General features: G+C 74.6%; 21 protein-coding genes. 9 read left to right on the forward strand and 12 right to left on the reverse strand.

Features of this window, described 5'->3' with window-relative positions:
• Window positions 1–15: 15 nt before the first annotated feature.
• Window positions 16–1,314 (reverse strand): magnesium transporter MgtE N-terminal domain-containing protein, encoded by a 1,299-nt coding sequence (locus tag OP86_RS14500; protein WP_030061541.1) that lies wholly within the window; start codon window positions 1,312–1,314, stop codon window positions 16–18.
• A gap of 127 nt (window positions 1,315–1,441) precedes the next feature.
• Window positions 1,442–1,981, reverse strand: coding sequence for a hypothetical protein (locus OP86_RS14505; RefSeq protein WP_030061540.1), 540 nt, complete (start codon window positions 1,979–1,981; stop codon window positions 1,442–1,444).
• A 156-nt stretch (window positions 1,982–2,137) separates the two neighbouring features.
• Between OP86_RS14505 and OP86_RS14510 the strand changes: the two genes are divergently transcribed.
• The gene (locus OP86_RS14510; protein WP_418952627.1) at window positions 2,138–3,112 is read left to right on the forward strand and encodes a DMT family transporter; all 975 of its coding nucleotides are present in this window, start codon (window positions 2,138–2,140) and stop codon (window positions 3,110–3,112) included.
• Window positions 3,113–3,148: 36 nt separating this feature from the next.
• On the opposite strand, the gene corA is transcribed toward OP86_RS14510, so the two are convergent.
• Window positions 3,149–4,270: a magnesium/cobalt transporter CorA gene (corA, locus tag OP86_RS14515; protein WP_030061538.1), complete on the reverse strand. Its 1,122-nt coding sequence runs from the start codon at window positions 4,268–4,270 to the stop codon at window positions 3,149–3,151.
• A 435-nt stretch (window positions 4,271–4,705) separates the two neighbouring features.
• Here corA and OP86_RS14520 point away from each other — a divergent pair, with 435 nt between their 5' ends.
• Window positions 4,706–5,347, forward strand: coding sequence for a suppressor of fused domain protein (locus OP86_RS14520; RefSeq protein WP_078589038.1), 642 nt, complete (start codon window positions 4,706–4,708; stop codon window positions 5,345–5,347).
• A 66-nt stretch (window positions 5,348–5,413) separates the two neighbouring features.
• On the opposite strand, the gene OP86_RS14525 is transcribed toward OP86_RS14520, so the two are convergent.
• The 5 genes from OP86_RS14525 to OP86_RS14540 form a co-directional block, all read right to left on the reverse strand.
• Window positions 5,414–6,274, reverse strand: a complete 861-nt coding sequence (locus OP86_RS14525) for a PHP domain-containing protein (RefSeq protein ID WP_030061536.1) — start codon at window positions 6,272–6,274, stop codon at window positions 5,414–5,416.
• Window positions 6,275–6,356: 82 nt separating this feature from the next.
• Window positions 6,357–6,995 carry a DUF6758 family protein gene (locus OP86_RS14530; protein WP_030061535.1) on the reverse strand — a complete coding sequence of 213 codons (639 nt, stop codon included), beginning with the start codon at window positions 6,993–6,995 and terminating at the stop codon, window positions 6,357–6,359.
• Between the two features lie 307 nt (window positions 6,996–7,302).
• A complete protein-coding gene (locus OP86_RS36595) occupies window positions 7,303–7,461 on the reverse strand; it encodes a hypothetical protein (RefSeq protein ID WP_157849739.1) in 159 nt (52 codons plus the stop codon).
• 379 nt (window positions 7,462–7,840) lie between these two features.
• On the reverse strand, window positions 7,841–8,716 hold the full coding sequence (locus OP86_RS14535; RefSeq protein WP_030258731.1) for an alpha/beta fold hydrolase: 876 nt from the start codon (window positions 8,714–8,716) through the stop codon (window positions 7,841–7,843).
• A 131-nt stretch (window positions 8,717–8,847) separates the two neighbouring features.
• Window positions 8,848–10,833, reverse strand: coding sequence for a DEAD/DEAH box helicase (locus OP86_RS14540; RefSeq protein ID WP_030258734.1), 1,986 nt, complete (start codon window positions 10,831–10,833; stop codon window positions 8,848–8,850).
• A 694-nt stretch (window positions 10,834–11,527) separates the two neighbouring features.
• Between OP86_RS14540 and OP86_RS14545 the strand changes: the two genes are divergently transcribed.
• Entirely contained in the window at window positions 11,528–12,259 is a 732-nt protein-coding gene (locus OP86_RS14545) for a ferritin-like fold-containing protein (protein WP_030061529.1), read from the forward strand.
• Window positions 12,260–12,292: 33 nt separating this feature from the next.
• Here OP86_RS14545 and OP86_RS14550 read toward each other — a convergent pair whose 3' ends face one another.
• From OP86_RS14550 to OP86_RS14560, 3 genes are all read right to left on the reverse strand, one after another.
• A complete protein-coding gene (locus OP86_RS14550) occupies window positions 12,293–12,619 on the reverse strand; it encodes a hypothetical protein (protein ID WP_051830088.1) in 327 nt (108 codons plus the stop codon).
• A 135-nt stretch (window positions 12,620–12,754) separates the two neighbouring features.
• Window positions 12,755–12,982 carry a DUF3107 domain-containing protein gene (locus tag OP86_RS14555; protein WP_030061525.1) on the reverse strand — a complete coding sequence of 76 codons (228 nt, stop codon included), beginning with the start codon at window positions 12,980–12,982 and terminating at the stop codon, window positions 12,755–12,757.
• Window positions 12,983–13,113: 131 nt separating this feature from the next.
• Window positions 13,114–13,773: a TetR/AcrR family transcriptional regulator gene (locus OP86_RS14560; protein ID WP_030258738.1), complete on the reverse strand. Its 660-nt coding sequence runs from the start codon at window positions 13,771–13,773 to the stop codon at window positions 13,114–13,116.
• Window positions 13,774–13,994: 221 nt separating this feature from the next.
• Between OP86_RS14560 and OP86_RS14565 the strand changes: the two genes are divergently transcribed.
• The 5 genes from OP86_RS14565 to moeZ all read left to right on the forward strand — a co-directional run bounded on the left by OP86_RS14565 (window position 13,995) and on the right by moeZ (window position 20,599).
• Window positions 13,995–14,897, forward strand: a complete 903-nt coding sequence (locus OP86_RS14565) for an alpha/beta fold hydrolase (RefSeq protein WP_030258741.1) — start codon at window positions 13,995–13,997, stop codon at window positions 14,895–14,897.
• Between the two features lie 419 nt (window positions 14,898–15,316).
• Complete coding sequence (locus tag OP86_RS37170; RefSeq protein WP_051830089.1) at window positions 15,317–17,053, forward strand: DUF3492 domain-containing protein; 1,737 nt, start codon at window positions 15,317–15,319, stop codon at window positions 17,051–17,053.
• On the forward strand, window positions 17,053–18,084 hold the full coding sequence (locus OP86_RS14580; protein WP_051830090.1) for a hypothetical protein: 1,032 nt from the start codon (window positions 17,053–17,055) through the stop codon (window positions 18,082–18,084). Before OP86_RS37170 ends, OP86_RS14580 begins: the two co-directional genes overlap by 1 nt.
• A gap of 96 nt (window positions 18,085–18,180) precedes the next feature.
• Complete coding sequence (locus OP86_RS14585; RefSeq protein ID WP_030258745.1) at window positions 18,181–19,188, forward strand: NAD-dependent epimerase/dehydratase family protein; 1,008 nt, start codon at window positions 18,181–18,183, stop codon at window positions 19,186–19,188.
• A gap of 232 nt (window positions 19,189–19,420) precedes the next feature.
• Window positions 19,421–20,599 carry an adenylyltransferase/sulfurtransferase MoeZ gene (moeZ, locus tag OP86_RS14590; protein WP_030061512.1) on the forward strand — a complete coding sequence of 393 codons (1,179 nt, stop codon included), beginning with the start codon at window positions 19,421–19,423 and terminating at the stop codon, window positions 20,597–20,599.
• 79 nt (window positions 20,600–20,678) lie between these two features.
• On the opposite strand, the gene OP86_RS14595 is transcribed toward moeZ, so the two are convergent.
• The gene (locus OP86_RS14595; protein ID WP_078589042.1) at window positions 20,679–23,423 is read right to left on the reverse strand and encodes a flippase-like domain-containing protein; all 2,745 of its coding nucleotides are present in this window, start codon (window positions 23,421–23,423) and stop codon (window positions 20,679–20,681) included.
• A 134-nt stretch (window positions 23,424–23,557) separates the two neighbouring features.
• Between OP86_RS14595 and OP86_RS14600 the strand changes: the two genes are divergently transcribed.
• Complete coding sequence (locus OP86_RS14600) at window positions 23,558–23,935, forward strand: MGMT family protein (RefSeq protein ID WP_033331922.1); 378 nt, start codon at window positions 23,558–23,560, stop codon at window positions 23,933–23,935.
• Window positions 23,936–23,963 lie beyond the last annotated feature (28 nt).

The raw sequence follows: 23,963 nt of genomic DNA on the forward strand, positions 1-23,963 counted from the left end.
GGCCTGCCGTTGCGGTCACCGTCCACCGGTCACCCCTTCCGTCTCGTCGTGCCGGATGTCGTCGTGGGCGTGCAGTGCGGCGTCGCGCCAGTCCTCCGGCAGCAGGTGGTCGAGCACGTCGTCGACGGTCACCGCGCCGAGCAGGTGGTCCATCTCGTCCACGACCGGCGCGGCGACCAGGTTGTAGGTCGCCAGGTAGCTGGTGATCAGCGACAGCGGGGTGTCCGGCGGCAGCGGGTCGAGGTCGTCGTCCACCAGCGAGCCGACCAGCACGTACGGGGGCTCGCGCAGCAGCCGCTGGAAGTGCACGGTGCCCAGGTAGCGGCCGGTCGGGGTCTCGTTCGGCGGGCGGCAGACGAAGACCTGCGCGGCGAGGGCGGGCTTGTGGTCGCGGACCCGGACCCGGGCCAGCGCCTCGGCGACCGTCGCGTCCGGCTCCAGGACGACGGGCTCGGTGGTCATCAGACCGCCGGCGGTGTCCTCCTCGTACGTCAGCAGGCGGCGCACCGGCGCGGCCTCGTCCGGCTCCATCAGCTGGAGCAGCCGCTCCGCCTCGTCGCCGGGCAGTTCGGAGAGCAGGTCGGCGGCGTCGTCCGGGTCCATCGCCTCCAGGACGTCGGCGGCGCGCTCCTCCTGGAGCTTGCCGATGATCTCGACCTGGTCGTCCTCGGGGAGCTCCTCCAGGACGTCGGCCAGCCGCTCGTCGTCCAGTGCGGCGGCCACCTCGGCGCGGCGCTTGGAGGACAGGTGGTGCATCACGCTGGCGAGGTCGGCGGGGCGCAGCTGCTCGAAGGTGGCGAGCAGGTTGGCGGCGCCCTGGTCCTGTTCGGGCAGTGAGAAGCCGGTGACGTCCTGCCAGTCCAGGGTGAGCCGTTCGCCCTTGCCCTTGCGCAGCCGCCCGGCGCGGCCGAGCTGGACGAAGACCTTGCTGATCTCCCACTCGCGCAGCCGGGTCTGCACCATGCCGACGTCCAGCACGGTGACGTCCTCACCGGTCTTGGACCAGGTGACGGTGCGGTCCAGTAGTTCGGCGAGCACCAGGGTCTCGGACGGGCGCTGCTCGAAGCGGCGCAGGTTGATCACGCCGGTGGTGAGCACCTGGCCGGACTCCAGGCTGGTGACCCGGGTCATCGGCAGGAAGATCCGGCGCCGGCCGACCACCTCGACCACCAGGCCGAGGACGCGCGGCGGGCGGCCGCCGAGCCGCAGTGAGACGACGACGTCCCGGACCCGCCCGACCTGGTCGCCGTTCGGGTCGAAGACCGCGAGGGCGGAAAGGTGGGAGATGAAGACCCGGGTGCCTGGCCCTGCCATGGACTCCCTCGACTCGCTCGACGCCGTGCGTGGTGCGCCGGGGCACCCGCGGCCAAGGCTACCCGCGTGCGCGGGGCCCGGCCCGCGGAGGCACGGTAACGGTCGAAGGAGTCCTCGGCGTGAACCTTCAACGGCGCTTGAACAGCAGTTTGGGCAGGCCGGCCGGGATCGGGCGGCGGGTGGTGGCCGGGGTGGGCATCGGCTCGGCGCTGTGCGAGCCGTCCGGCATCGCGCCCGGGTGCTCGGTGAGCGGGCCGGCGGGCTCCAGCCGCAGCACCCGGCACTCGCGGGCCCAGCGCTCGGCGATGGTGTCGGTGTCGGGCGCGTTCAGCCGCTTGCCCTTGAGCTCCTCGACGGCGCCCAGCCAGGCCTCGCTGTCCGGTGCCAGTTCGACCACCCGGGCGTTCCAGCCGGTGAGCCGGCCGCCCTTGTCCTTGCTGCGGACGGTCACCGCGGCCCCGGTGCCGGGGGCCAGGCCGTGCAGCGGCTGCTCGCCGCCCCCGCCGACCACCACGACCGCGCCGTCGTGCCAGGCGTGCCACAGCGGCCGGGCCTGCTCCTGCCCGTCGGCGCGCACCCAGAGCAGACCGGACTTCTTCGCGGCCTCCTCCAGCAGGGCCTGGTCGAGGAAGGCGTCGGCAGTCGCGGCGGCGGGCGTACGGTCCATGGCGGACAGCGTACGGCTTTCCCGCCCCTTCCCGTCCGCCGGATGTCTCAGCCTCCGGGCGACAGTTCCATTGGCGCGCCACGGGCCTTACCGTATGAGCGCACCACGGGCCTTGCCGTACGAGAACCCGCCACCGCGACCAGCAGAAGGAGCGCCGTGCCCGCCGCCCGGCCCACGACCGCAGCCGTCCCCGCCGACACCGCTGTCCCCGCCGACACCGCCATCGGCGCCGACACCGCCGTCGGCGCCGGCCCGGGGCCGACGCACCCGCTCCCCACCCTCGACCTGCTGCTGCTCGCCGTCTCGATCGGCGGCATCTCGCTCTCCGGCCCGCTGATCAGCGCCACCGCCGCGCCCGCGCTGGCGATCGCCTTCTGGCGCAACGTCATGTCGGTCGGCGCCCTCGGCCCGTACGCGCTGCTGCGCCACCGTGCCGAGCTGCGCGGGATCGGCCGCCGGGCGCTGCTGCTCGCGATCGCGGCCGGGGCGCTGCTCGCCGTCCACTTCGCGCTCTGGATGCCCAGCCTGCGGATGACCTCGGTGGCCTCCGCCACCGCCCTGGTCACCACCACCCCGCTGTGGACCATCCTGCTGATGCGGCTGATGGGCGTCCGGGCGCCGCGCATGGTCTGGCTGGGTACGGTGGTGGCCTTCGCCGGCGTGCTGGTGCTGACCGGGGTCGACCTCTCGCTCTCCCCGCGGGCGCTGCTCGGCGACGCGCTCGCCCTCGCCGCCGGCCTGGCCGCGGCCGGGTACATGCTGCTGGGCGCCGAGGTCCGCAGGACGGTGAGCACCACCGCGTACACCCTGGTCTGCTACGCCACCACGGCGGTGGGCCTGCTCGGCATCTGCCTGGTCGCCGGGACTCCGCTGGCCGGGTGGCCGGCCGGGGCGTGGTGGCAGATCGCGCTGCTGATGGTCACCGCCCAACTGCTCGGCCACTCGCTGAGCAGCCGCGTGGTGCGCAACCTCGGCCCGTCCATCACCTCCACCGCGATCCTCCTGGAGACTCCGGGGGCGGCACTGATCGCCGCCCTCTGGCTGGGCCAGTGGCCGCCGGTGGCCGCCTATCCGGCGGTGGTGCTGATCCTGCTCGGGCTGGTCCTGGTGGCGCGCGGCGGGCGGCGCTGAGGCGCACCCCGGCCCGCGCGGCGCCGGGGGTGCGCCTCAGAGCCAGCCGTTGCGGCGGAAGCCCCGGTACATCCCGACGCAGATCAGCACGATCGCGCCGAGCACCGTCGGGTAGCCGTACTTGTGGTGCAGCTCGGGCATGTACTCGAAGTTCATCCCGTAGACGCCGGTGATCATGGTGGGCACCGCGAAGATCGCCGCCCAGGCGGTGATCTTGCGCATGTCCTCGTTCTGCGCCACCGACACCTGCGCCAGGTTGGCCTGCAGCAGCGAGTTCAGCAGTTCGTCGAAGCCGTGCACCTGCTCGGCGACCCGGGCCAGGTGGTCGGCGACGTCCCGGAAGTACTTCTGGATGTCCGGGTCCACCAGGCGCTGCAGCGGCTCGGACAGCTGCTGCATCGGACGCAGCAGCGGCACCACGGCGCGCTTGAACTCCAGGACCTCGCGCTTGAGTTGGTAGACCCGGCCGACGTCGGCGCTGCGGCCGCCCTTGGCCGAGAAGACGCCGTACTCGATCTCGTCCACGTCGTTCTGCAGCCGCTCGGCGACCAGCAGGTAGTTGTCCACGACGTGGTCGGCGATCGCGTGCAGCACCGCCGACGGGCCCTTGGCGAGCAGCCCGGCCTCGTCCGCGTCGGCCTCCAGCCGGTGGCGCAGCTCCTGCAGCGAGCCGTGCCCGCCGTGCCGCACGGTGATCACGAAGTCCCGCCCGGCGAACACCATCAGCTCGCCGGTCTCCACCACCTCGCTGGTGGGCGTGAGCTGGTCGTGCTCCACGTAGCGGATGGTCTTGAAGACGGCGAACAGCACGTCGTCGTAGCGCTCGACCTTGGGCCGCTGGTGCGCGTGCACCGCGTCCTCGACCGCGAGCGGGTGCAGGCCGAAGCGCTGGGCGATCCCCTCGAACTCGGCCTCGGTCGGCTCGTGCAGCCCGATCCAGCTGAACGAACCGGCGCCGTCCGGCAGTTGCTGCTCGGCCTTGACCCGGCGGGCGGCCTCGCGCGGGCTGCAGGTCTCGCCCCGGCGCTTGCCGTGCTGGTAGACCGCGCAGTCCACGATGGCCGAGCCGGCGTCGTCGGTGGTGACGTCGTACACCCCGGCCGCGCCGCGTCGGCGGTTGGTGCGGACGGCGGCGCGCAGGCTGTTGATCATCGACATGGCGGGCTCCCAGAGGCAGGAGCCGTCACACGGCGGCGTGGAAGAAGAAACGTTCGGCCGCGGTACGACGGCGAAGAACACCGGTGAAGGGGGGATGAAGGTGCTCTCCCGGCCGGTCCGTCCGCCGTGGGGCCTGCGCTCGCGGCTATCGCGGCTGATTCAGCCGGTTGGGCCTGCGGGGCGCGGGGTACGGGGGAGTCGGGGCCGGGCAGAGCTGCCGGTACTGCATGGTCGGCCGGTATCCACCGCAACCACCTCCTTCGCGCCGCCGCCCCGGGACGGAAGAATCCCGGTGGCCAGTCGCTCACCCTAACATCTGACCAGCCATCGGCGCCCGGGGACTCCCAGGGGTTTCCGAAGGCTTTACGGACGGCGCCCCCGGAGCCGCTCGGCCCGCCCGCAACCGGGCCGTTCCCGCGGGTTACGCTCACCGGCATGGCCCACGACTTCCCGCTCTTCGGCGACCCCCACGGCGGCAGCTCCCCGGAGCTCTCCCGGGAGGCGGTGCTGGCCGCCGTCGAGGCCCGGCTGATCTCCACCTTCGGCGAGCCGAGCGGCCGGGCCGCGGTCACCTTCCTCGGCACCGACCGGATCGAGGTGCTGCGCTTCGGCCCGGACGCCGAGGGCCTGGTGCGGTACGCCACGCTCGGGATGGCCGCCGCGCCGATGGCCGACCCCACCGCGACGGTCGCCGACCAGCTGCGCGGGCCGCGCGTCGAACTGGTGCTGACCGTCCGCGGCGGGCGCGACGGCGTGCTGCGCAGCCTGGCCACCTTCGCCGCGACGCCGCAGGTCGAGGGCCTGGTGGTGGCCCCGGGCGGCTCGCTGGACCTCGGCGCCCCGCTCTGGGACGGCGCGCCCTTCACCTCGGTGCTGGCCGCCGAGCCGGGCGGCCTGGTCGAGGACCTGGAACTGGCCGAGCCGGCCGAGCCGGTCCGCTTCCTGCCGCTGCTGCCGATGACGCCCAACGAGGCCGGCTGGAAGCGGGTGCACGGCGCCGCCGCCCTCCAGGAGCGCTGGCTGAACCAGGGCACCGACCTGCGCGACCCGGACCGGCGCGGCGTCCGGCTGGACTGACGGCCGCTCAGGCTGGCCCGCGGTCCGGTCCGTCCGCCGGCGCCGCGCCCCGGGTACGGCGGCTGCTCAGCGGGTGATCGGCTTCGCGCCGGTGGCCTGTGCCAGCAGCGCCTGGTACACCGCCGGGTCGGTGGTGTGCTCGCCGAGCCGGACGGTCTTGCGGGAGCCGTGGTAGTCGCTGGAGCCGGTGACCAGCAGGCCCAGTTCGCCGGCCAGGCCGCGCAGCCGCTCCCTGGTCTCCTCGTCGTGGTCGGTGTGGTCGACCTCCAGCCCGCCCAGCCCGGCCGCCGCGAGCTCGGCGATCACCCGGTCCGGTACGGTCCGGCCGCGCTTGACCGCGCCCGGGTGGGCGAAGACCGGCACCCCGCCGGCCGCCCGGACCAGCCGGACCGCCTCGACCGGGTCGGTCTCGTGCTTGCGGACGTCCGCCCGCCCGCCGTTGGCCAGCCACTCGGAGGTGAAGGCGTCCGAGACGGTGGCCACCACGCCCGCCTCGACCAGCGCGCTGGCGATGTGCGGCCGCCCGACCGAACCGGCGCCGGCGATCCGCCGCACCTGCTCCCAGCTGATGTCCGCGCCGAGCTCCCGGCAGCGCTCGACGACGGCCTGCCCGCGCCGGAACCGGTCGGTGCGCACCAGCTCCCGCTCGCGCGCGAACTCCGGCTCCTCGGGATCGAACAGGTATGCCAGCAGGTGCATGCTGACGCCGTCCACGACGCAGGACAGCTCCGCGCCCGGGACGACGGTCAGCCGGGCGCCGGCGGGCAGCGCGTGCACCGCCTCGGCGGCCTCGGCGTGCCCGGCCACGGTGTCGTGGTCGGTGAGCGCCACGACGTCGAGGCCCGCGGCGACGGCCGCCGCGACCAGCTCGGCGGGGCTGTCGGTGCCGTCGGACGCGTTGCTGTGGGCGTGCAGGTCGATGCGCACGGATCGGGCTCCTGGAGGCTCGTGGGTGCCGCCAGGATAGGCCGTCCGGGCGAGCCCGCGAGGGTCGGCCGAGCGGCCGGGGTCAGCCGAGTAGCCGGGGGGAGAGGGCCCCGCAGGGCAGCAGGTCCAGTTCGGCGCCGGCCTCGCGCAGGTCGGTGAGCACCAGCTCGTCGTACATCACCAGTGCGGACTGCTCGGGCCAGGCGATCGCCCAGAGCCACAGCCCGCGGGCCTCGCCGGCGAACACCGCGCGGTCGTCGGGGGCGTCCGGCACGTGGAACAGCGGGGTGGGGCGCCCGGCGGCCATCAGCTTGGTGTCGGCGGGCTTGTAGAGGCCGACGGAGTCGCCCGGGTCGGGCCCCGGGAGCCCGGCGTAGCGGGCGCCGAGCCCGACCCCCAGCTCCTCGGCGACGAGCACCAGCTCGCCGAAGCCGCCGAGCGGCGCCGGGCCGGAGCAGGCGACGGCGGTGGCCCGGGCGCCCGAGACGTCGTCGCCGACGTGGGCGATGCCGGTGTAGAGCCAGCCGACCGGGAGCGGCCAGGGCAGCCAGACGGGGACCTGGGATCGGGCGACGGCGACGCCCAGGGCCTCCACACTCGGGGGCAGGACGGGCTGCATCGGGTGAACTGCTCCGTGCCGGTCGCACTGCCAGGTGTCTGAGAACAGACCGGGGGCGCGGACCCGACCGGCGCACCTCGGGCAGCTTGGCTCGCCCCTCATAGCCGACAACGCTCCTCCCTCCGGACCGCCGCGTCAAGGACGGTCACCCGTACGGAGGGCTCGGCGGCACCTGTCGGTGGCGGACGCCCGGCCGGGCGTTGGGTGGGCGCGGCGCGGGCGGTTCCCGTTGGGGGGATGTCCCGTGGCGGGCGGCGGCAAACGTCCCGGGCCCGGCCCCGACGCACTGACGCCCCGTCATCGGCGATAGCGGTGACGGGGCGTCAGTCTGGTATCGGAACGTCCGGATCGGACGCTGCCGGTTCGTCGGCGGCGGGTGAGGGCTCCCGGTCGGAGCGGCCGCGCCGGGTCAGACGGTCGGGCACGGGCGGATGAGCAGGCGCTCGCCGGTGCGGGCGGCGGCCTGGACGTGCTCGCGCACGGTGGCGGCGTCCGCGATCAGGCGGTCGGTGGCGGAGCCGTTGGCGTCGTCCAGTCGGACGATCTCGAAGCGCATGGTCTTCGTCATGGGCGTCTCCTTTCCTGGCCCCGCGAGGCGGGGCGGTTGTGGCTGAGTCGGTATCAGCCCTTTCGGGGTCTTGCGGGTCCGGCGTAGCGGCCGGGCCGGGCGGGCCGTTCGTGCGGCGCTCTGCTGCGGCAAGGGCTCCCCCTGCTTGCCTGGTGCGTCCAGTGCCTCAGGAACCACGGTGTCGTGGCGGTGCTACCGGGCCGTTGCCCGTCCGTGAAGTCCAGGTTTCCGGTGGTGCGCGTCGCTGCGGAGGCCGGCGATGATTCCCGGACAGAATCAAAGATTACCGTAACTAACGACTTTTGTCCTGTGTTGAAGCCGGTCGACGTTCGAGAAGTGGTAGAGACCACTCTTCGGGGAGTGGTATGACCAGGGCCGGTCAGGCCCAGAACGCGGCCAGCGCCCCGGCGGTCTCGGCCGGCTTCTCGGCGTTGGGCGAGTGGCCGGCGTCCGCGATCACCACCCGGCGGGCGCCCAGCCGCTCACCCATCGCGGTCTGCTCCGGGACGGGCCAGGCGTAGTCCCGCACCCCGGACAGCACCAGCACCGGCAGCCCTGCGGTGGCGGCGGCCAACTCGTCCACCCGGTCCGGCGCGGCGATCAGGTGGCCGCCGGTGACGGACAGCGCCCGCGGCACGTTGGCCAGCCAGCGGCGGTGCAGGAACTCCGCGACGGCCGGATCCAGGTGCGGCTTCGGCTGCCCGCTGTCCGCCTCCAGCTGCCGCATGACCTGCCAGATCTCCTCCAGGCTCATCATCTGCAACGCGTCCAGCAGCAGCTTGGTGCGAGCCGCCTCGGCCGGGTCGATGGCCCCCGGCCCGGTGGACACCAGGGTCAGCGAACGCCACGGCAGCGGGCCTCGCGCGGCGGCGGCGAGCACCGCCTCGCGCACCACCTGGCCGCCGAAGGAGTGCCCCAGCAGGTGCAGCGGCCCGCCGTCCGCCGCCAGCACCTCGGTGAGCGCCCGTACGTCCGCGCCCAGCGCCCCGACGGTGTAGGCCTCCGGATCGTCCGGCCCGCCGGTCTCGTACTGACCGCGCTGGTCCACGGCGGTCACCCGGTACCCGGCCGCCGCCAGCGGCTCCAGCAGCCCGATGAAGTCCTCCTTGCTGCCCGTGAACCCCGGCACCAGCAGCGCCGACCCGCGCACCGGCCCCGCCGGCTCCGCCCGCAACGCCGCGAACTCCCCGCGCCCGGTCGCCAGCCGCTCGGCCCGCGCACACCCGGGCAACCTCAGAAACGGCGGCGTGCTCATGGGCTGCTCTCCCTGCTCTCCTGCTACCCGCGACTGCCTGACGCCCCGAGCCTAGGGCCTGGCGGGAAACGCCCGAGGGGGCGGGCCGGGCCGGGTGGCCTGGCTCACCCCCTCGGGGGAGACCGGAAGGATCAGCTCTCCGGAGTGGCCTCCGTGGTGGCGGCGGCCTTGCGGGTCCGGGTGCGCTTGCGCGGGGCCGGCACCTCGGCGGCGGCCTCGGCGGCCGGGGCCGCCGGGGCGGTCTCCGCAGTGGCGGCGGCCTTGCGGGTGCGGGTCCGGGTGGCCGGCTTCTTCTCGGCAGGGGCCTCGGTGGCCGCGGCCTCGACCGTCTCGACGGCCTCGGCCTTCGGCTTGCGCGTCCGGGTGGCGGGCTTCTTCTTGGCCGGCGCCTCGACGGCGACGACCTCGACGGCCTCGACCGTCTCCACGGCCTCCGCCTTCGGCTTGCGGGTGCGGGTCCGGGTGGCGGGCTTCTTCTCGGCCGGCGCCTCGGTGGCGACGACCTCGACGGCCTCCACGGCCTCCACGGCCTCGACCGCCTCGGCCTTCGGCTTGCGGGTGCGGGTCCGGGTGGCCGGCTTCTTCTCGACCGGGGCCGCGACGGCGGCGGCTTCGACGGCCTCGGCGGCCTCGACCGCCGGAGCCGCCTCGACCGCAGCCGCGGTCTCGCCGGCCGCGGCGCCACCGCGGGAGCGGCGACGGCGACGGCGCGGCGCGGCCTCGCCCTCGGTGCCCTCGACGGCCGGAGCCGCCACGGCGGCCTCGGTCACGGCACCGGCCTCGCCCTCGGCGACCGTCGTGCCCCGACGGGTGCGGCGGCGCTCACGGGTGCGGCGCGGCTTCTGCTCCTCGGTCTCGACCGGGGCGGCAGCGCCCTGGCGGCCCGAGCCGGCCTTCGGGCCACGGCCCCGGCCACCACGGCCGCCCGTCTCGCCGAGGTCCTCGACCTCCTCCGCACCGAGCCCGGCCCGGGTCCGCTCCGAACGCGGCAGGACACCCTTGGTGCCCGGCGCGATCTTCAGCAGCTCGTACAGGTGCGGCGAGGTGGAGTAGGTCTCCTCCGGGTCGTTGAACGACAGTTCCAGCGCCTTGTTGATCAGCTGCCAGCGCGGGATGTCGTCCCAGTCGACCAGGGTGACGGCGGTGCCGGAGGCGCCGGCCCGGCCGGTGCGGCCGATCCGGTGCAGGTAGGTCTTCTCGTCCTCGGGGCACTGGTAGTTGATGACGTGGGTGACGCCCTCGACGTCGATGCCGCGGGCTGCGACGTCGGTGCAGACCAGCACGTCGACCTTGCCGTTGCGGAAGGCCCGCAGGGCCTGCTCGCGGGCGCCCTGGCCGAGGTCGCCGTGGACGGCGCCGGCCGCGAAGCCGCGCTGGGTCAGCTGGTCGGAGACGTCGGCGGCGGTGCGCTTGGTGCGGCAGAAGATCATCGCCAGCCCGCGGCCGTCGGCCTGCAGGATGCGCGAGACCATCTCGACCTTGTCGAGCGAGTGCGCACGGAAGATGTGCTGCTCGATGTTGGCGACGGTCGTGCCGGTGTCGTCCGGGGCGGTGGCCCGGATGTGGGTCGGCTGGCTCATGTACCGGCGGGCGAGGCTGATCACCTGGCCCGGCATGGTGGCCGAGAACAGCAGGGTCTGCCGCTTGGCCGGCAGCATGGTGATGATCTTCTCGACGTCGGGCAGGAAGCCCAGGTCGAGCATCTCGTCGGCCTCGTCCAGGACCAGCGAGCGCACCTTGGACAGGTTCAGCTTCTTCTGCCCGGCCAGGTCGAGCAGACGGCCCGGGGTGCCGACCACGATGTCGACGCCCTTGGTGAGCGCCTCGACCTGCGGCTCGTACGCCCGGCCGCCGTAGACGGCGAGGACGCGCACGTTGCGGACCTTGCCGGCGGTCTGCAGGTCGTTGGTGACCTGGGTGCAGAGCTCGCGGGTCGGGACGACGATCAGCGCCTGCGGGAACTCGGAGAGCTGCTCCTCGGTGGCCCGGCCGGCGTCCACGTCGGCGCGCACGGTGACCCGCTCGATCAGCGGGAGGCCGAAGCCGAGGGTCTTGCCGGTGCCGGTCTTGGCCTGGCCGATGACGTCGTGGCCGGTCAGCGCGACCGGGAGGGTCATCTCCTGGATGGGGAAGGGGTGGACGATGCCGACGGCTTCGAGGGCCTCGGCGGTCTCCGGGAGGATCCCCAGGTCCCGGAAGGTCGTCTTGATGGGTTCAGCGGTGGTGGACAGGGTGCTGCCTCTTCCGTGTGGAGGGGCCGAGAGCGAGCGGCGGGCGGGCAGCCGCGCGGCTGCGTACGGGCCTGTGCGGCCCCGATACAGCTGCGCGGACGCACAACCGCGCCGGTCCCTGCGGCCGGCCGGTGCGCGCTGCCCGGTGCGGGGCGCGTCGCCGGCGGCGTCGGGGAGGATTCCCGTGAGGGACCTGCGCGGGACCTCCGCCAGGGGGCGGGGTCTCGGCGGCCCTCGCTCGGCCACTGATGCGGTGCCAAGGCTTGAAGTCCAAGCCATGGTCGGAGCCGATCGGCTCTCCGACCGGGCATCCGCGTACGTGAGTACCCGTGCCTCCGGTGCGGACACGTCCGGCTGGACGGTGCCGCTTCGGAGCGGGCTTGCGCGGGTTACCGAGACGGCGGTGACACCGTGCAAGCACGACGGGGCTCCGTACCACCATACAGTCAGGCGACGACTCGAACACGTGACGCGTCTGACACTGCCCCCGGTGACGGGTGCCTTGCCGGGCGATTCGGCAGGTCACCCGGGTGCGGCCAGTGGTGGGGGAGCGGGGTGGGCGGGACTAAGGTGGCGGGTCATGGAGACCCATGGTGAGACGCAGGACGACGCCGCGGCCGGCTCGATCGGCGACTGGGCCGCGTGCTCGGCCGACCCCGGCTACCGGGCGGCGGTGCTGGATCTGCTCGGCGCGCTCGCGTACGGCGAACTGAGCGCCTTCGAGCGGCTCGCCGAGGACGCCAAGCTGGCGCCCGACCTCGCCGACAAGGCGGCCCTCGCCCGGATGGCCTCCGCCGAGTTCCAGCACTACCAGCGCCTGCACGACCGGCTCGCCGAGATCGGCGCCGACCCGCAGGAGGCGATGCGCCCCTTCGTCGAGCCGCTGGAGCTGTTCCACCGGATGACGGCGCCCTCGGACTGGCTGGAGGGCCTGGTCAAGGCCTACGTCGGCGACGCCATCGCGACCGACTTCTACCGCGAGGTGGCCGTCCGGCTGGACGACGACACCCGCGACCTGGTCCTCGGCGTCATGTCCGACACCGGCCACGCCCAGTTCGCCGTCGACAAGGTGCGCGAGGCGATCGCGGCCGATCCGCGGGCCGGCGGCCGGCTCGCGCTGTGGGGCCGACGGCTGATGGGCGAGGCGCTCAGCCAGGCCCAGCGGGTGGTCGCCGAGCGGGACGCGCTGTCGAACATGCTGGTCGGCGGCGTGCAGGTGCAGGGCTTCGACCTGGTCGAGGTCGGCAAGATGTTCAACCGGATCACCGAGGCCCACACCAAGCGGATGGCCGCCCTGGGCCTGGCCAGCTGACCGACCCGCCCCGGCCCGTCCACGTCGGCACGGCTACGCCGGCCGGTGCCGCCGCGGTGCGCGGTGGGCGCCGGCCCGGTGCGGGTGGTGCCGGTGCGCCGGGGCGCGGCCGGCGGCCAGGTCCGGCCGGGCCAGCAGCGAGGTGAGCACGCCCGAGGCCACCGCCGAGGCCGCGACCGACACCGCCGGGTAGTGCCCCTGCAGACAGAAGTGCGCGACCACCCCGCCCAGCAGCGCCGCCGCCGGCGCGGTGCCCAGCGTCAGTGCGCGGGCCGCCCGGAAGTACGAGGGCAGCGCCAGCAGCGCGGCTGCGGCCGTGACCAGGCCGACGAGGGCGAAGGCGATCGACTCGACCAGCAAGAGTGCCTCCCGGGACGGGCGTGCGGCACCGTCGCCGCACCTGTCGCCGTACCCCGCCCGACCCGGCCGTACACGCAGCGGTGCCCCGCTCCCTCACGGGAACGGGGCACCGGAACGACCGGGCCGGACGGCGCCTCAGAGAGTGCCGAAACCGACCTTGCGAATGGCCTGCTCGCCGATCTCCACGTACGCCAGGCGCTCGGCCGGGACGATGACGCGGCGGCCGTGCTCGTCGGTCAGCGTGAAGAGCTTCTCCGAGCCCTCCAGCGCCTTCGCGACCGCGCTCTGGACCTCATCGGCAGTCTGCGAGCTCTCGATCACGATCTCGCGCGGCGCGTTCTGCACGCCGATCTTGACCTCCACGGCTTCCGTCCCTCCGGGGTTGCAGCCTCCACGCACGGGCACCGAACCGCCTGGGACAAGCGTTCGCGGCGACCGCGCCGTACGGCTTCACCATAGAGCACCGGATCACCGGCCAGACGAGGATCGGGGGGTCACCCCTGGTGGGCGGCCTCGCCGGGCAGCTCGCCCGGGTGCATCGGGAAGCCCTTCAGGCCGCGCCAGGACAGGCTGGCGACCAGCCGCACCGCCTCGTCGCGCGGGATCTCCAGGCCCTGCGAGAGCCAGTACCGGGCGGTGATCTGGGCCAGGCCGCAGACCCCGGCGGCGAGCAGCTTGGACTCCGCCTCGGGCAGGTCGGTGTCCTCCTGGATCACCTTGCTGACCAGCGTCGCGCTCGCCTCGGAGGCCCGCTCGACCCGCTCGCGCACGGCCGGCTCGTTGGTCAGGTCCGACTCGAAGACCAGCCGGAAGGCGCCCGACTCGCTGGAGACGTAGTTGAAGTACGCCTCCATGGTGTTGGCCACGCGCTGCTTGTTGTCGCTGGTCGTCGACAGCGCCTCGCGGGTCGACTCGACCAGGGCGTCGCAGTGCTTGTCCAGCAGCGCCAGGTAGAGCTCCAGCTTCCCGGGGAAGTGCTGGTAGAGCACCGGCTTGCTCACCCCGGCGCGGTCGGCGATGTCGTCCATGGCGGCCGCGTGGTAGCCGTGCGCGACGAACACCTCCTGGGCGGCACCGAGCAGTTGTTCACGGCGGGCGCTTCGCGGCAGGCGGGCACCGCGCGGGCGCTCCTGCGCCTCCTGGATGGCCGTCACGGCGCTCCTCACTTCGGGTCTGTTCGGGGCTGGCAAGATGGCCGATTCTACTTTTCGGTAACCGCGCCCGCGTTCGGCGAAGGCGAGTAAAGCTGGTCGGCCTGGTTGTCAGGAGCCCACAATACGGCGCTGACCTCGGCCTCGGCAGTGGTGTGACGAGGGACGGGACGCCCGGACCTCCCCGGTGCTCCCCCAGACCGCGCTCACTACCATCGTCCACCATGAGCAGCGCTGAGCAGCAGGTACGTACGGTCGAGGTCCCCGGGGCGGTCCTCGCGGTGCACCGGCCGGCCCCGGAGGGCGTCGCGGACGGGCGGGAGCCCGGTCTCTTCGTGCACGGCCTCGGCGGCTCGGCGGCCAACTGGACGGCCCTGATGGACCGGCTCTCCGGGCTCGTCGACGGCGAGGCCGTGGACCTGCCCGGCTTCGGCCGCTCGCACCCGCCCACCGACGGCAACCTCACCGTCTCCGGCCACGTCCGGGCCGTGATCGGCTACCTGGAGGCCGCCGGCCGCGGCCCGGTCCACCTGTTCGGCAACTCCCTCGGCGGCGCGGTCGCCGTGCGGCTGGCCGCACTCCGCCCGGACCTGGTGCGCAGCCTCACCCTGGTCTCGCCCGCCCTGCCCGAGCTGCCCCCGCAGCGCTCCGCCTGGCCGACCGGGCTGCTCGCGCTGCCCGGGGTGCCCGCGGTGCTGCGCCGGCTGTCCGCGGGCGGGCGCGACGCCGAGGCGGCCACCGAGGACCTGCTGCGGCTGGTCTACGGCGACCCGGGCAGCCTGAGCCCGGCCGCCCGGGCCGAGGCGGTGGCCGAGTACCGGCGCCGGCTGCAGGTGCCGCACGCGATGCAGGCGCTGGTCGGCTCGGCCCGCGGCATCGTCTCGGCGTACACCGAGCGCGGCGACCAGGCGCTGTGGCGGCAGGCCGAGGAGGTGCGGGCGCCGGTGCTGCTGGTGTACGGGCTGCGCGACAAGCTCGTCGGCTACCGCTCGGCCCGCCGCGCCTGCGCGGCCTTCGCGGACGCCCGGCTGCTGGTGCTGCCGGAGTCGGGGCACGTGGCGATGATGGAGCACCCCGACGAGGTCGCCCGCGCGGTGCGGGAGCTGATCGCGCACACGGCGGGCTGATCCCGCACACGGGGGCTGATCGCGCCTCTACCGCGGGCGGCCGCGCATACCGCCCGGTAACGGCCCGGTTCGGGCGAGGTCACGGCGTTTCACTCGTTCAGGTGGCAGCCAGGCATGTGACCGATGGATTGCCCGGGGCCGGTCCTACCTTTCTGCTGTCGGACCGAACAGGTGTGGGGGAGTCGCGGCCGCCGGAGAAACCGGAGGGCGGCCGCGGCCGAAGGTCCCGGCGGGTCGGGCCCGGCCGCCGGAGCGGGCGGACGCCCGGAGGCGCCGCGGCGCCGGCCGACCGTACTCCCCGGCCCCGGCCGTTCCCGCCGTCGTGCGGGGGCGCCCCCGGCCACTGCCCGGGCCGCTCGGCCGTCCGTCGATCCGTCCCGTGATCCGCCCGCGAATCCGCTCTGCCCTGGAGGTCTCCCGTGCGCGTTGCCCTGCTCACCGAGGGTGCCCTTCCGCATCCCCAGCGTGGCACCGGAGCCTGGTGCGACCGGCTGGCCGCGGGCCTGCCGGAGCACGAGTTCGAGCGGTACCTGCTGACGACCGGACCGCAGGGCGCGGGGACCGCGGACGATCCGGCGACGTCCGCCGGGCAGGCCCTGGCGCTGTGGGGGCGCCGGCCCGGCGGGCGGGCGCCGGGCGCGCTGCGCAGACGCCAGTACGCCGGGGCGTACGAGCAACTGGTGCGGGCGCTGGTGCTGCCCGGAGGACGGGCCGGCTTCGGGCCCGGGCTGTACCGGCTGGCGGTGCTCGCCCGGGAGGACGGCACGCTGCCCGCCTTCCTGGCCTCCGCGCCCGCACGCCGGATCCTGGAGCGGACCTGGCGGCTGCCCGGCGCGGACACCTCGGCCGGGCAGCCGCTGGTGCGCGACGTGCTGGTCGCGGCCGACCTGCTGGAGCAGTGCCTGCGGCCGCTGTCCGCGCCCTGGTACGGCACCGGGCCCGGCGGCCTCGGCGCCGCCGACCTGTGCCACGTGGTCGGCGGCGGGCTCGCCGCGCTGCCCGCCCTGGTGGCCCGGCACCTGCACGGGGTGCCGTTCGTCGTCACCGAGCACGGCCTGCACCTGCGCGAGCAGTACCTCGGCTACCCGCCCCGAGCCGAAGGGTGCGCCGGTGCCGAAAGCGAGGAGCGACAAGCGAGGGACGAGCGCCGGAGCGAGGAGCGTCGGCAGCGGGTTCGAGCGCCCGGAGGCGAGTGGGCGAGTCACGAGGCGCCGTACCGGTGGCCGGTGCGGGCGCTGCTGCTGTCCTTCTTCCGGGCACTCACCGAGGAGACCTACCGGCAGGCGGCCGTCCTGACCCCGGGCAGCGCCCACGACCAGCAGTGGCAGCGCCGCTGCGGGGCCGACCCGGCGCGCACCCGGGTGGTGTACGAGGGGACGCCGGCGGTGGAGCGCCCGGCCGCCGGGCCCGAGCCGGCCGCGCCGACCCTGGTGTGGGCGGGGGCGCTGGAGCCGGGCCGGGATCCGGGGCTGGTGCTGCACGCCTTCGCCAAGGTCCGCGCCGAGCTGCCCGGCGCCCGGCTGGTGGTGTACGGCGAGGAGACGGCGCCCGGCTACCGGGCGCACTGCGCGGCGGTGGCCGAGCGGCTGGGGGTGGCCCCGGCGGTGGACTTCGCCGGACGGCCCGGCGACCTCGCCGAGGTCTGGGAGGCCGGCACGGTGGCCGTCTTCTCGGCGCTCTCCCAGCGCGGCCCCAGGCTGCTCGCGGACGCGATGCTCAGCGGCCGGGCGGTGGTGTCCACCGATGTCGGGGTGGCCCGCGAGGTGGTCGGGCCGACCGGGCTGCTGGTGCCCGCCCGCGACCCGCGGGCCCTGGCCGGCGCCTGCCTGGCGCTGCTGCGCGACGGGGAGCGGCGGGCCCGGCTGGGGCTGGCCGGGCGGCTGCGGGCGCAGGAACGCTTCGCCGTCGAGCCGGTGGTCGGCGCTTTCCGGGAGATCTACCTGGAGCTGGTCTCGCAGTACCCGGCCTTCCCCGGCGGCGGGGGCGGCCCGGTGCCGCGCCCGTTCGCCCGGCCCGCCGAGTACTGGCTCGCCGACGGCCCGCGCGGCGGCCGGGACGGCGCCCGGGAGGACGCGGACGGGAGCACCGGGGCCCGGGAGGACGCGCCCGGGAGCACCGGCGCCCGGGAGCCCGCCGCGCTCGCGGAGGCCGTCTGATGTCCGGCGGACCGGCGCTCGGCAGCAGTGCGGACCCGGTGCGCGAGGTCATGGCGGAGCACCGGGAGCTGTGCGAGCGCGCCGTCGACCCGCTGGAGATCGTCGCCGGGCTGGAGGAGGCCGGGCTCGGCCCGGACGACGCCGCCCGCTGCCGGCACGCCGACCTGTTCTCGCTCGCCGAGGAGCTGCACGCCCGGGTGCCGCGCCGCCCGCCGGAGCCCGGGCCGGCCCGGCAGCCCCGGCGCGCGGCCGATGCCCGGGCGTCGCTGGCCGCCGCCGCGCTGGCCGCGCTGCCCTGCGCCGGAGTGGTCGCGTTCGACGCCCGCTGGCCCCCGATGGTGGCCGCCGCCGTACCGCTGGTGCTGCTGCCCGCGCTGGTCGCGCCGCCCCCGGCCGCGCCCGGCGGGCGCACGGGCCCGCGGTACGGGCCCGCCGCGCTCGGGTACGGGCTGGGCCTGGCCGGGCTGCTGCTGATCCCGGCGGTGGTGCCGGGCACGGACCGGCCGCCGGCGGCCGCGCTGGTGCTGGCGGCGGCGCTGTCGGTCGGGTCGGCCGAGCGGGTGGCCCGCTGGTACCGGCGGGTCGGCCAGGGCCACCTCGACGCGGCGGGCACCCTGGCCGCGTTCCGGGCCCGGATGCGGCCGGTGCTGCCGGTCGCGCTCGCCCTGCACCTGGCGGTGCTGGCGGTGTCGAGCTTCGCAGCGCTGGCCGTCACGGCCGTCGTCGCTCCGAGGCCCGGCCCGGGCCACGGCGGCGGGCTGCTGCACCTGGCGGCCGAGCGGGCCGGCCCCGCGCAGTGGGCGGCGCAGGGTGTGCTGGGCCTGCTGCTGGTGCTGCCCGCGCTGCTGGCGCGCTGCGGCCGGACGACGGCCGCCGCGCTGGGGGCGGTGGCCGGGCCGGCCGCGACGCTCGGGCTGCTCGCCCTGGGCCGCTCCCTGCCGTCGGCGCTGCTGCTCGGTGGCGGCGCCGTCGCGGTGGTGCTGGCGGCGTACGTCTGGGTGGTGCTCGGCCGGGCGGGCTCGCACCGCTGACCCCTTCGTGACCGCTCGTGATCCCCGTTCCGTCCGTTCGTTGATTTTCAGTCCGCCAGGTCGTCCCCGACCTCGCTTCGTGGAAGGACGCCCCCGATGAGGGTGCTGCTGCTGGGCGCCGACGGCTTCATCGGCCGCCGGGTCACCGACCGTCTGCTGATGGACCAGGAGTTGCAGGTGACGGTGCTCGGCCGGCGCGACTCGGCCGACATCCGCTTCGACCTGACCACCGGGAGCCCGGGCGCGCTGGCCCGGTTCCTGGACGCCGTCGCGCCGCAGGTGGTGATCAACTGCGCGGGCGCCACCTACGGCAGCTCGCGCACCCTGATCCGGTCGAACACGCTGGCCGTCGCGACGGTCTGCGAGGCGATCCGGCGCAGCCGGGAGCCGGCCCGGCTGGTGCACGTCGGCTCGGCCGCCGAGTACGGGCCGGTGCCCGGCGGGGTGCCGGTGTCCGAGCAGGCCGAGCCGCGGCCGGTCGGCCCGTACGGGGTGTCCAAGCTGGCCGGGACGGAGCTGGTGCTGGCCTCCGGCCTGGACGCGGCGGTGCTGCGGGTGTTCGACGTGGTGGGGCCGGGGGCGCCGACCGCCTCGCTGTTCGGCCGGCTGGCCGAGGGGCTGCGGCGGGCGCTGGAGCGGGACGAGAACCAGGTGCGGATGCCGGACCTGTCCGGATACCGGGATTTCGTGGACGTGCGGGACGTCGCGCGGGCCATCCGGGCGGCCGCGGTCTCGGCCGCCACCGGGGTGATCAACATCGGCAGCGGGCACGCCGTCCGGGCCCGGGACGCGGCCCAGCTGCTGGTGCGGGCCTCGGGCTTCGAGGGGTCGATCGTCGAGGAGAACCGGCAGGTCCTGCTGCCGGCGCAGGCCGGCGGGGCGGGCGGCGACCACCTGCCGGGGCACCACCACCAGCCCGGCCCGTACCTGCCGGGCCACCGGGCGGAGGGCCCGCGGCCGGAGGGCCGGGCGGTGCCGGGCGAGCCGGTGCCGTGGCGGCAGGCGGACGTGCGCACCGCCAGGGACCGTCTCGGATGGCGGACACAGGTGCCGTTGGAGGAGTCGCTCGGGGACGTCTGGCTGGAGACGGCCTGTCGGGTCTGAGCGCGCCCCCGGGGGTGCCACGGGCCCGTGGGACAGGGGCTCGTGGCACCTTGGGGGGCCCGGCGGCCGGTCCCACGATCCGGCGCCGCCTGTCTCGCCCATCGGACGGGCTGTCTCGGAATAGCGGAGTGACGTGACACTGTTGGCCTAGAGAGCCACCCGAGTGGCGGAGCAACAACCCCACAGCGAGGCTGGCCCTGGCCATCCGAACAAGACATCCATCGGAGTCCCCGTGTCGTTGCCACCCCTGGTCGAGCCGGCCGACGAGCTCACCGTCGACGAGGTCCGCCGGTACTCCCGCCACCTGATCATCCCCGACGTGGGCATGGCCGGGCAGAAGCGGCTGAAGAACGCCAAGGTGCTGTGCGTCGGCGCCGGCGGCCTCGGCTCGCCCGCGCTGATGTACCTGGCCGCGGCGGGCGTCGGCACCCTCGGCATCGTCGAGTTCGACGTGGTGGACGAGTCCAACCTGCAGCGTCAGATCATCCACGGCCAGTCCGACATCGGCCGCTCCAAGGGCGAGTCGGCGCGGGACTCGGTCAAGGAGATCAACCCCTACGTCGACGTGATCCTCCACGAGGAGCGCCTCGACAACTCCAACGTCATGGAGATCTTCTCCGGCTACGACCTGATCGTGGACGGCACCGACAACTTCGCCACCCGCTACCTGGTGAACGACGCCGCGGTGCTGCTCGGCAAGCCGTACGTGTGGGGCTCGATCTACCGCTTCGACGGCCAGGCCAGCGTCTTCTGGGCCGAGCACGGCCCCTGCTACCGCTGCCTCTACCCGGAGGCCCCGCCGGCGGGCATGGTCCCCTCCTGCGCCGAGGGCGGCGTGCTGGGCGTGCTGTGCGCGTCCATCGGCTCGATCCAGGTCACCGAGGCGATCAAGCTGCTGGCCGGCGTCGGTGACCCGCTGGTCGGCCGGCTGATGATCTACGACGCCCTGGAGATGAACTACCGCCAGGTGAAGGTCCGCAAGGACCCGAACTGCGCGCTCTGCGGCGAGAACCCGACGGTCACCGAGCTGATCGACTACGAGGCCTTCTGCGGCGTCGTGTCGGAGGAGGCGCAGGCCGCCGCCGCCGGTTCGACCGTCACCTCGAAGCAGCTCAAGCAGTGGCAGGACGACGAGGAGGACATCTACCTCATCGACGTCCGCGAGCCCGGCGAGTACGAGATCGTCAACATCCCCGGCGCGGTGCTGATCCCGAAGAACGAGTTCCTGATGGGCGACGCGCTGGAGAAGCTGCCGCAGGACCGGAAGATCGTGCTGCACTGCAAGTCGGGCGTGCGCTCGGCCGAGGTGCTGGCCGTGGTGAAGGCCGCGGGCTTCGCCAACGCCGTCCACCTGGGCGGCGGCGTGCTCGGCTGGGTCAACCAGATCGAGCCGCACAAGCCGGTCTACTGACCGACGCTCTCACGTGGAAGGGCCCGCCGTCCGGCGGGCCCTTCGTCGTACGGCCGGAGCCGCGTCCGCCCTCGTACGGTCAGAGCGCGTGCCTGCGCTGCAGCACGTTGTAGGCGATCCAGCCCGGCAGGACGGGCAGCCAGAAGGTGAGCGCCCGGTAGAGGAACACCGCCGGGGTAGCCACCGCGGGGGACACGTCCGCGACGGTCAGGGCGCCGATCAGGGCGACCTCGACCGGGCCGATGCCGCCCGGGGTGGGGATCGCCGATCCCGCCGCGTTGGCGGTCAGGAAGACCACCGCGACCGCCGGGAAGCTGACGTCGCCGCCGAAGGCCTGCACCGAGAAGTCCAGGCAGGCGGTGAAGGACAGGGTCAGCAGCAGGATGCCGCCGAAGCCGGTGACCAGCTTGCTGGGCGTCTGCATCAGGTCGAGCATCCGCGGCACCACGCCGAAGAACAGCGAGCGCAGCCGGCCCAGCACGAACCGGCGCAGCGGCGCGACGGCGGCCACCACCAGGGCGAGCACGGCGGCGGTCAGCACGCCGATGATCACCGCGCGGGAGGCGGAGAGGTCGCCGTTGGTCTGGCTGCCGGTGATCAGGCCGAAGCTGAACAGCAGCAGCAGGTGCCCGGCCAGGCCCGCCAGCTGGGAGGCGCCGACCGAGGCCACCGCCTGGCCGGAGCGGATGCCGGCCTTCTGCAGGTAGCGGGTGTTGAGCGCGATGCCGCCGATCGCCGCGGGGGCGACCAGTTTGACGAAGGAGCCGGCCAGCTGGGCGGCGACGGTGCGCCGGAACGGCAGCCGCTCGGGCACGAAGCCGGTCAGGCTCATCGCGGCGGCGACGTAGCTGAACGCGGCCGCCAGCAGGGCGGCCGCCGCCCAGGCCCAGTTCATCTGGGAGAGCTTGAGCTGGGCCGGCTTGATGGTGGTCAGGGCCAGGTAGGCGGCGAAGGTGAGCGCGATCACCATGATCAGCGTCTTCGGCTTCAGCCGTTCCAGCTTGGCCGGCTCCATCGGCGCCTCGGGCGCGATCTGCAGGATCTGGCCGCGGATGCGGCTCAGCAGGTCCTCGCCGGCCGCCGCGATGTCCTCCTCGGCCTGCTGCTGGGTGCGCTCGCCGGCCGCGACCTGCGCCAGCGCCTTGGCGCGGGCGGCGGCCTTGCGCTCCTTGCCGAGCTTGGCGAGGTCGATCCTGGTGGAGCGGCTCATCCCGACCGGCTGGAGCAGCGGCAGTGCCTGCGCCACCCGCTCGGCGCCGAGCACCGCGTTGGCGGCGGCGACGGCCCGCTCCGGCCCGATCCGCAGCGCGAAGGTGGTGAGCAGCTGGGCGACGTCGATGCGCAGGGTGAGGTCGGTGGCGGCGATGTCGCCGCCGGAGAGGTTGACCAGGCAGCCGCTCTTCGCGTCCACGACCAGCAGCGACTCGCCGGTCAGCCGACGGTGGGCGATCCGGCGCTCGTGCAGGGCGGCCACCGACTGCCAGATCGAGGCCATCACCCGGTCGGTGACCTCGTCGTCGGCCAGCTCGTCCAGGGTGCGGCCCTCGACGTTCTCGTACACCAGGATCGCAGCGTCCGGGCCGAGCTCGGAGGTGGCGACCAGCTGCGGGGCGTGGGCGCCCGAGGCGGCCGCCGCGTACGCGATCAGGGCCTCCTGCTCCAGCGCCTGGCGCAGCGACTGCGGGCTGCGGCGCACCGCGACCGAGCGCAGCCGCAGCCGCCGCCAGGCCCGGTAGAAGAAACCGGAGGCCTGCTGCTCGCGGTCGATGATGTGGACGTCCAGGTGCGGGCCGGCCTGCTGGGTCACGTGGTAGCGGCGGGTGCCGCCGGGGGCGTCGGGCGCGCGGTGGGCGCTCTCCGGGGTGAAGCCGACCTTGCGCAGGCCGATCATCAGATGCTGTCCGGTGGGCCGGATGTTGGGGGAGCCGATCGCGTACAGCGTGCCGTAGGCGACGGACCAGCCGATCAGCACGGTGAGCATCAGCGACAGCGGGGTGGTGTAGCCGCCGAGCAGCTCGGTCACCCCGCTGAAGACCACCACCACCCACAGGGCGACCCGCCAGCGCGGTCTGCTCGACATGCCGACGGCGGTCATGTAGGCGATCACCGGTGCGAGGTAGCCGTGCACCGGGTCGGTGAGGGTGCCGTTGCTGTCCAGCGGCAGCCTGGTCAGCGCGTCCCGGATGTGGTCGGAGGCGCCTTCGGCCACCCACCAGTCGATGCCGAGCGAGACGCCGTACGCGAGCACCGAGGCGAGCACGCCGTCGGCGACCCGCAGGCCGTCGCGTTTGATCAGCCGCTCGACGGCGAAGGCCAGCGGCACGGCGAGCACCGCGACGCTGGAGACCAGGCCGGTGATGGTGGAGAGCACCGCGGAGAAGTGCGGCGCGTTGGTGGCGATGTCCTGCTCGATGCCGGTGGTGGTCGAGGTGGCGATGCCGGCCAGGACGAAGACGGCGACGATCCCGAAGACACCGGCCAGGAAGCGGATCAGGTCGGACGGGCGGTGCGCGCGGGCGGCGAGCAGCGGCTCGTCGACGTCCAGGTGCGGGGCGTCGTCCAGCGGGTCCTGGTGGTCGTGCGGCGGCTTCGGGGCGGTCGGCGCCGGGATGGCGGGCTTCGGGGTCTCGGCCGGGGTCTCCGGCCGGGTGGGCTGTTCGGGCTGTGCGGGCGCGGGGGTCTTGATCGTCCGGTCCTTGATCAGGGAGACTTCCGGCGTCGGCCCCGGTTCGGGCCGGCCTTCGGCCCCGCCGGACGGCGGGGGCACGGCGGCAGCGGACTCGTCGGAGTCCTTGTCCACGCCCACGTCAGCCGTCCCGGTCATCTGGTCTTGTCCTCGTATCACCACTCACCGCCCCGAAGATGGTGGCATGCCCCGACGCCCCGTGCTGGACAGGGGGCGGATCGGGCGCGGCGTTCCGTTCGCACCGGACCGCGGGTGCGCCCCTGTAAGGAAGAATGCCGCAGGTGACGGACGTAACAGGCGACGGCCTCCCGGACTCCTTGCCGCCCTTCGCCGAACTGGTGCTCGACCTGACCGAGCGGATTCCACCCGGCCGGGTGATGACCTACGGCGACGTCGCCGAGTACCTCGGCCAGGGCGGGCCCCGGCAGGTCGGCCGGGTGATGGCCCTGTACGGCGGCTCGGTGCCCTGGTGGCGGGTCATCCGCGCGGACGGCCGCTTCCTGCCCGGGCACGAGCAGCGCGCCCTCGCCCACTACGGCGAGGAGGGCACCCCGCTGCGCGAACTCGCCGACCCGCCCCGGGTCGACCTCAAGCGGGCCCGCTGGGACGGGGAGCCGATTCCTGGGATTGGCCCGCACGGACGGGATTGACGGGGGAGGATCGTAGGCTCGATGCGGG

This window comes from Streptomyces novaecaesareae, from assembly GCF_000716875.1.
In the GTDB taxonomy this organism is placed as follows: Bacteria; Actinomycetota; Actinomycetes; order Streptomycetales; family Streptomycetaceae; genus Kitasatospora; species Kitasatospora novaecaesareae.

Excerpts from the sequence above, each read along its gene's own strand:
- OP86_RS14500 (WP_030061541.1), bottom strand. The coding sequence starts at position 1,314 with ATGGCAGGGCCAGGCACCCGGGTCTTCATCTCCCACCTTTCCGCCCTC.
- OP86_RS14505 (WP_030061540.1), bottom strand. The coding sequence starts at position 1,981 with ATGGACCGTACGCCCGCCGCCGCGACTGCCGACGCCTTCCTCGACCAG.
- corA (WP_030061538.1), bottom strand. The coding sequence starts at position 4,270 with ATGTCGATGATCAACAGCCTGCGCGCCGCCGTCCGCACCAACCGCCGA.
- OP86_RS14520 (WP_078589038.1), top strand. The coding sequence starts at position 4,706 with ATGGCCCACGACTTCCCGCTCTTCGGCGACCCCCACGGCGGCAGCTCC.
- OP86_RS14530 (WP_030061535.1), bottom strand. The coding sequence starts at position 6,995 with ATGAGGGGCGAGCCAAGCTGCCCGAGGTGCGCCGGTCGGGTCCGCGCC.
- OP86_RS36595 (WP_157849739.1), bottom strand. The coding sequence starts at position 7,461 with ATGACGAAGACCATGCGCTTCGAGATCGTCCGACTGGACGACGCCAAC.
- OP86_RS14535 (WP_030258731.1), bottom strand. The coding sequence starts at position 8,716 with ATGAGCACGCCGCCGTTTCTGAGGTTGCCCGGGTGTGCGCGGGCCGAG.
- OP86_RS14540 (WP_030258734.1), bottom strand. The coding sequence starts at position 10,833 with ATGACCCTCCCGGTCGCGCTGACCGGCCACGACGTCATCGGCCAGGCC.
- OP86_RS14545 (WP_030061529.1), top strand. The coding sequence starts at position 11,528 with ATGGAGACCCATGGTGAGACGCAGGACGACGCCGCGGCCGGCTCGATC.
- OP86_RS14565 (WP_030258741.1), top strand. The coding sequence starts at position 13,995 with ATGAGCAGCGCTGAGCAGCAGGTACGTACGGTCGAGGTCCCCGGGGCG.
- OP86_RS14580 (WP_051830090.1), top strand. The coding sequence starts at position 17,053 with ATGTCCGGCGGACCGGCGCTCGGCAGCAGTGCGGACCCGGTGCGCGAG.
- OP86_RS14585 (WP_030258745.1), top strand. The coding sequence starts at position 18,181 with ATGAGGGTGCTGCTGCTGGGCGCCGACGGCTTCATCGGCCGCCGGGTC.
- OP86_RS14595 (WP_078589042.1), bottom strand. The coding sequence starts at position 23,423 with ATGACCGGGACGGCTGACGTGGGCGTGGACAAGGACTCCGACGAGTCC.
- OP86_RS14600 (WP_033331922.1), top strand. The coding sequence starts at position 23,558 with ATGCCGCAGGTGACGGACGTAACAGGCGACGGCCTCCCGGACTCCTTG.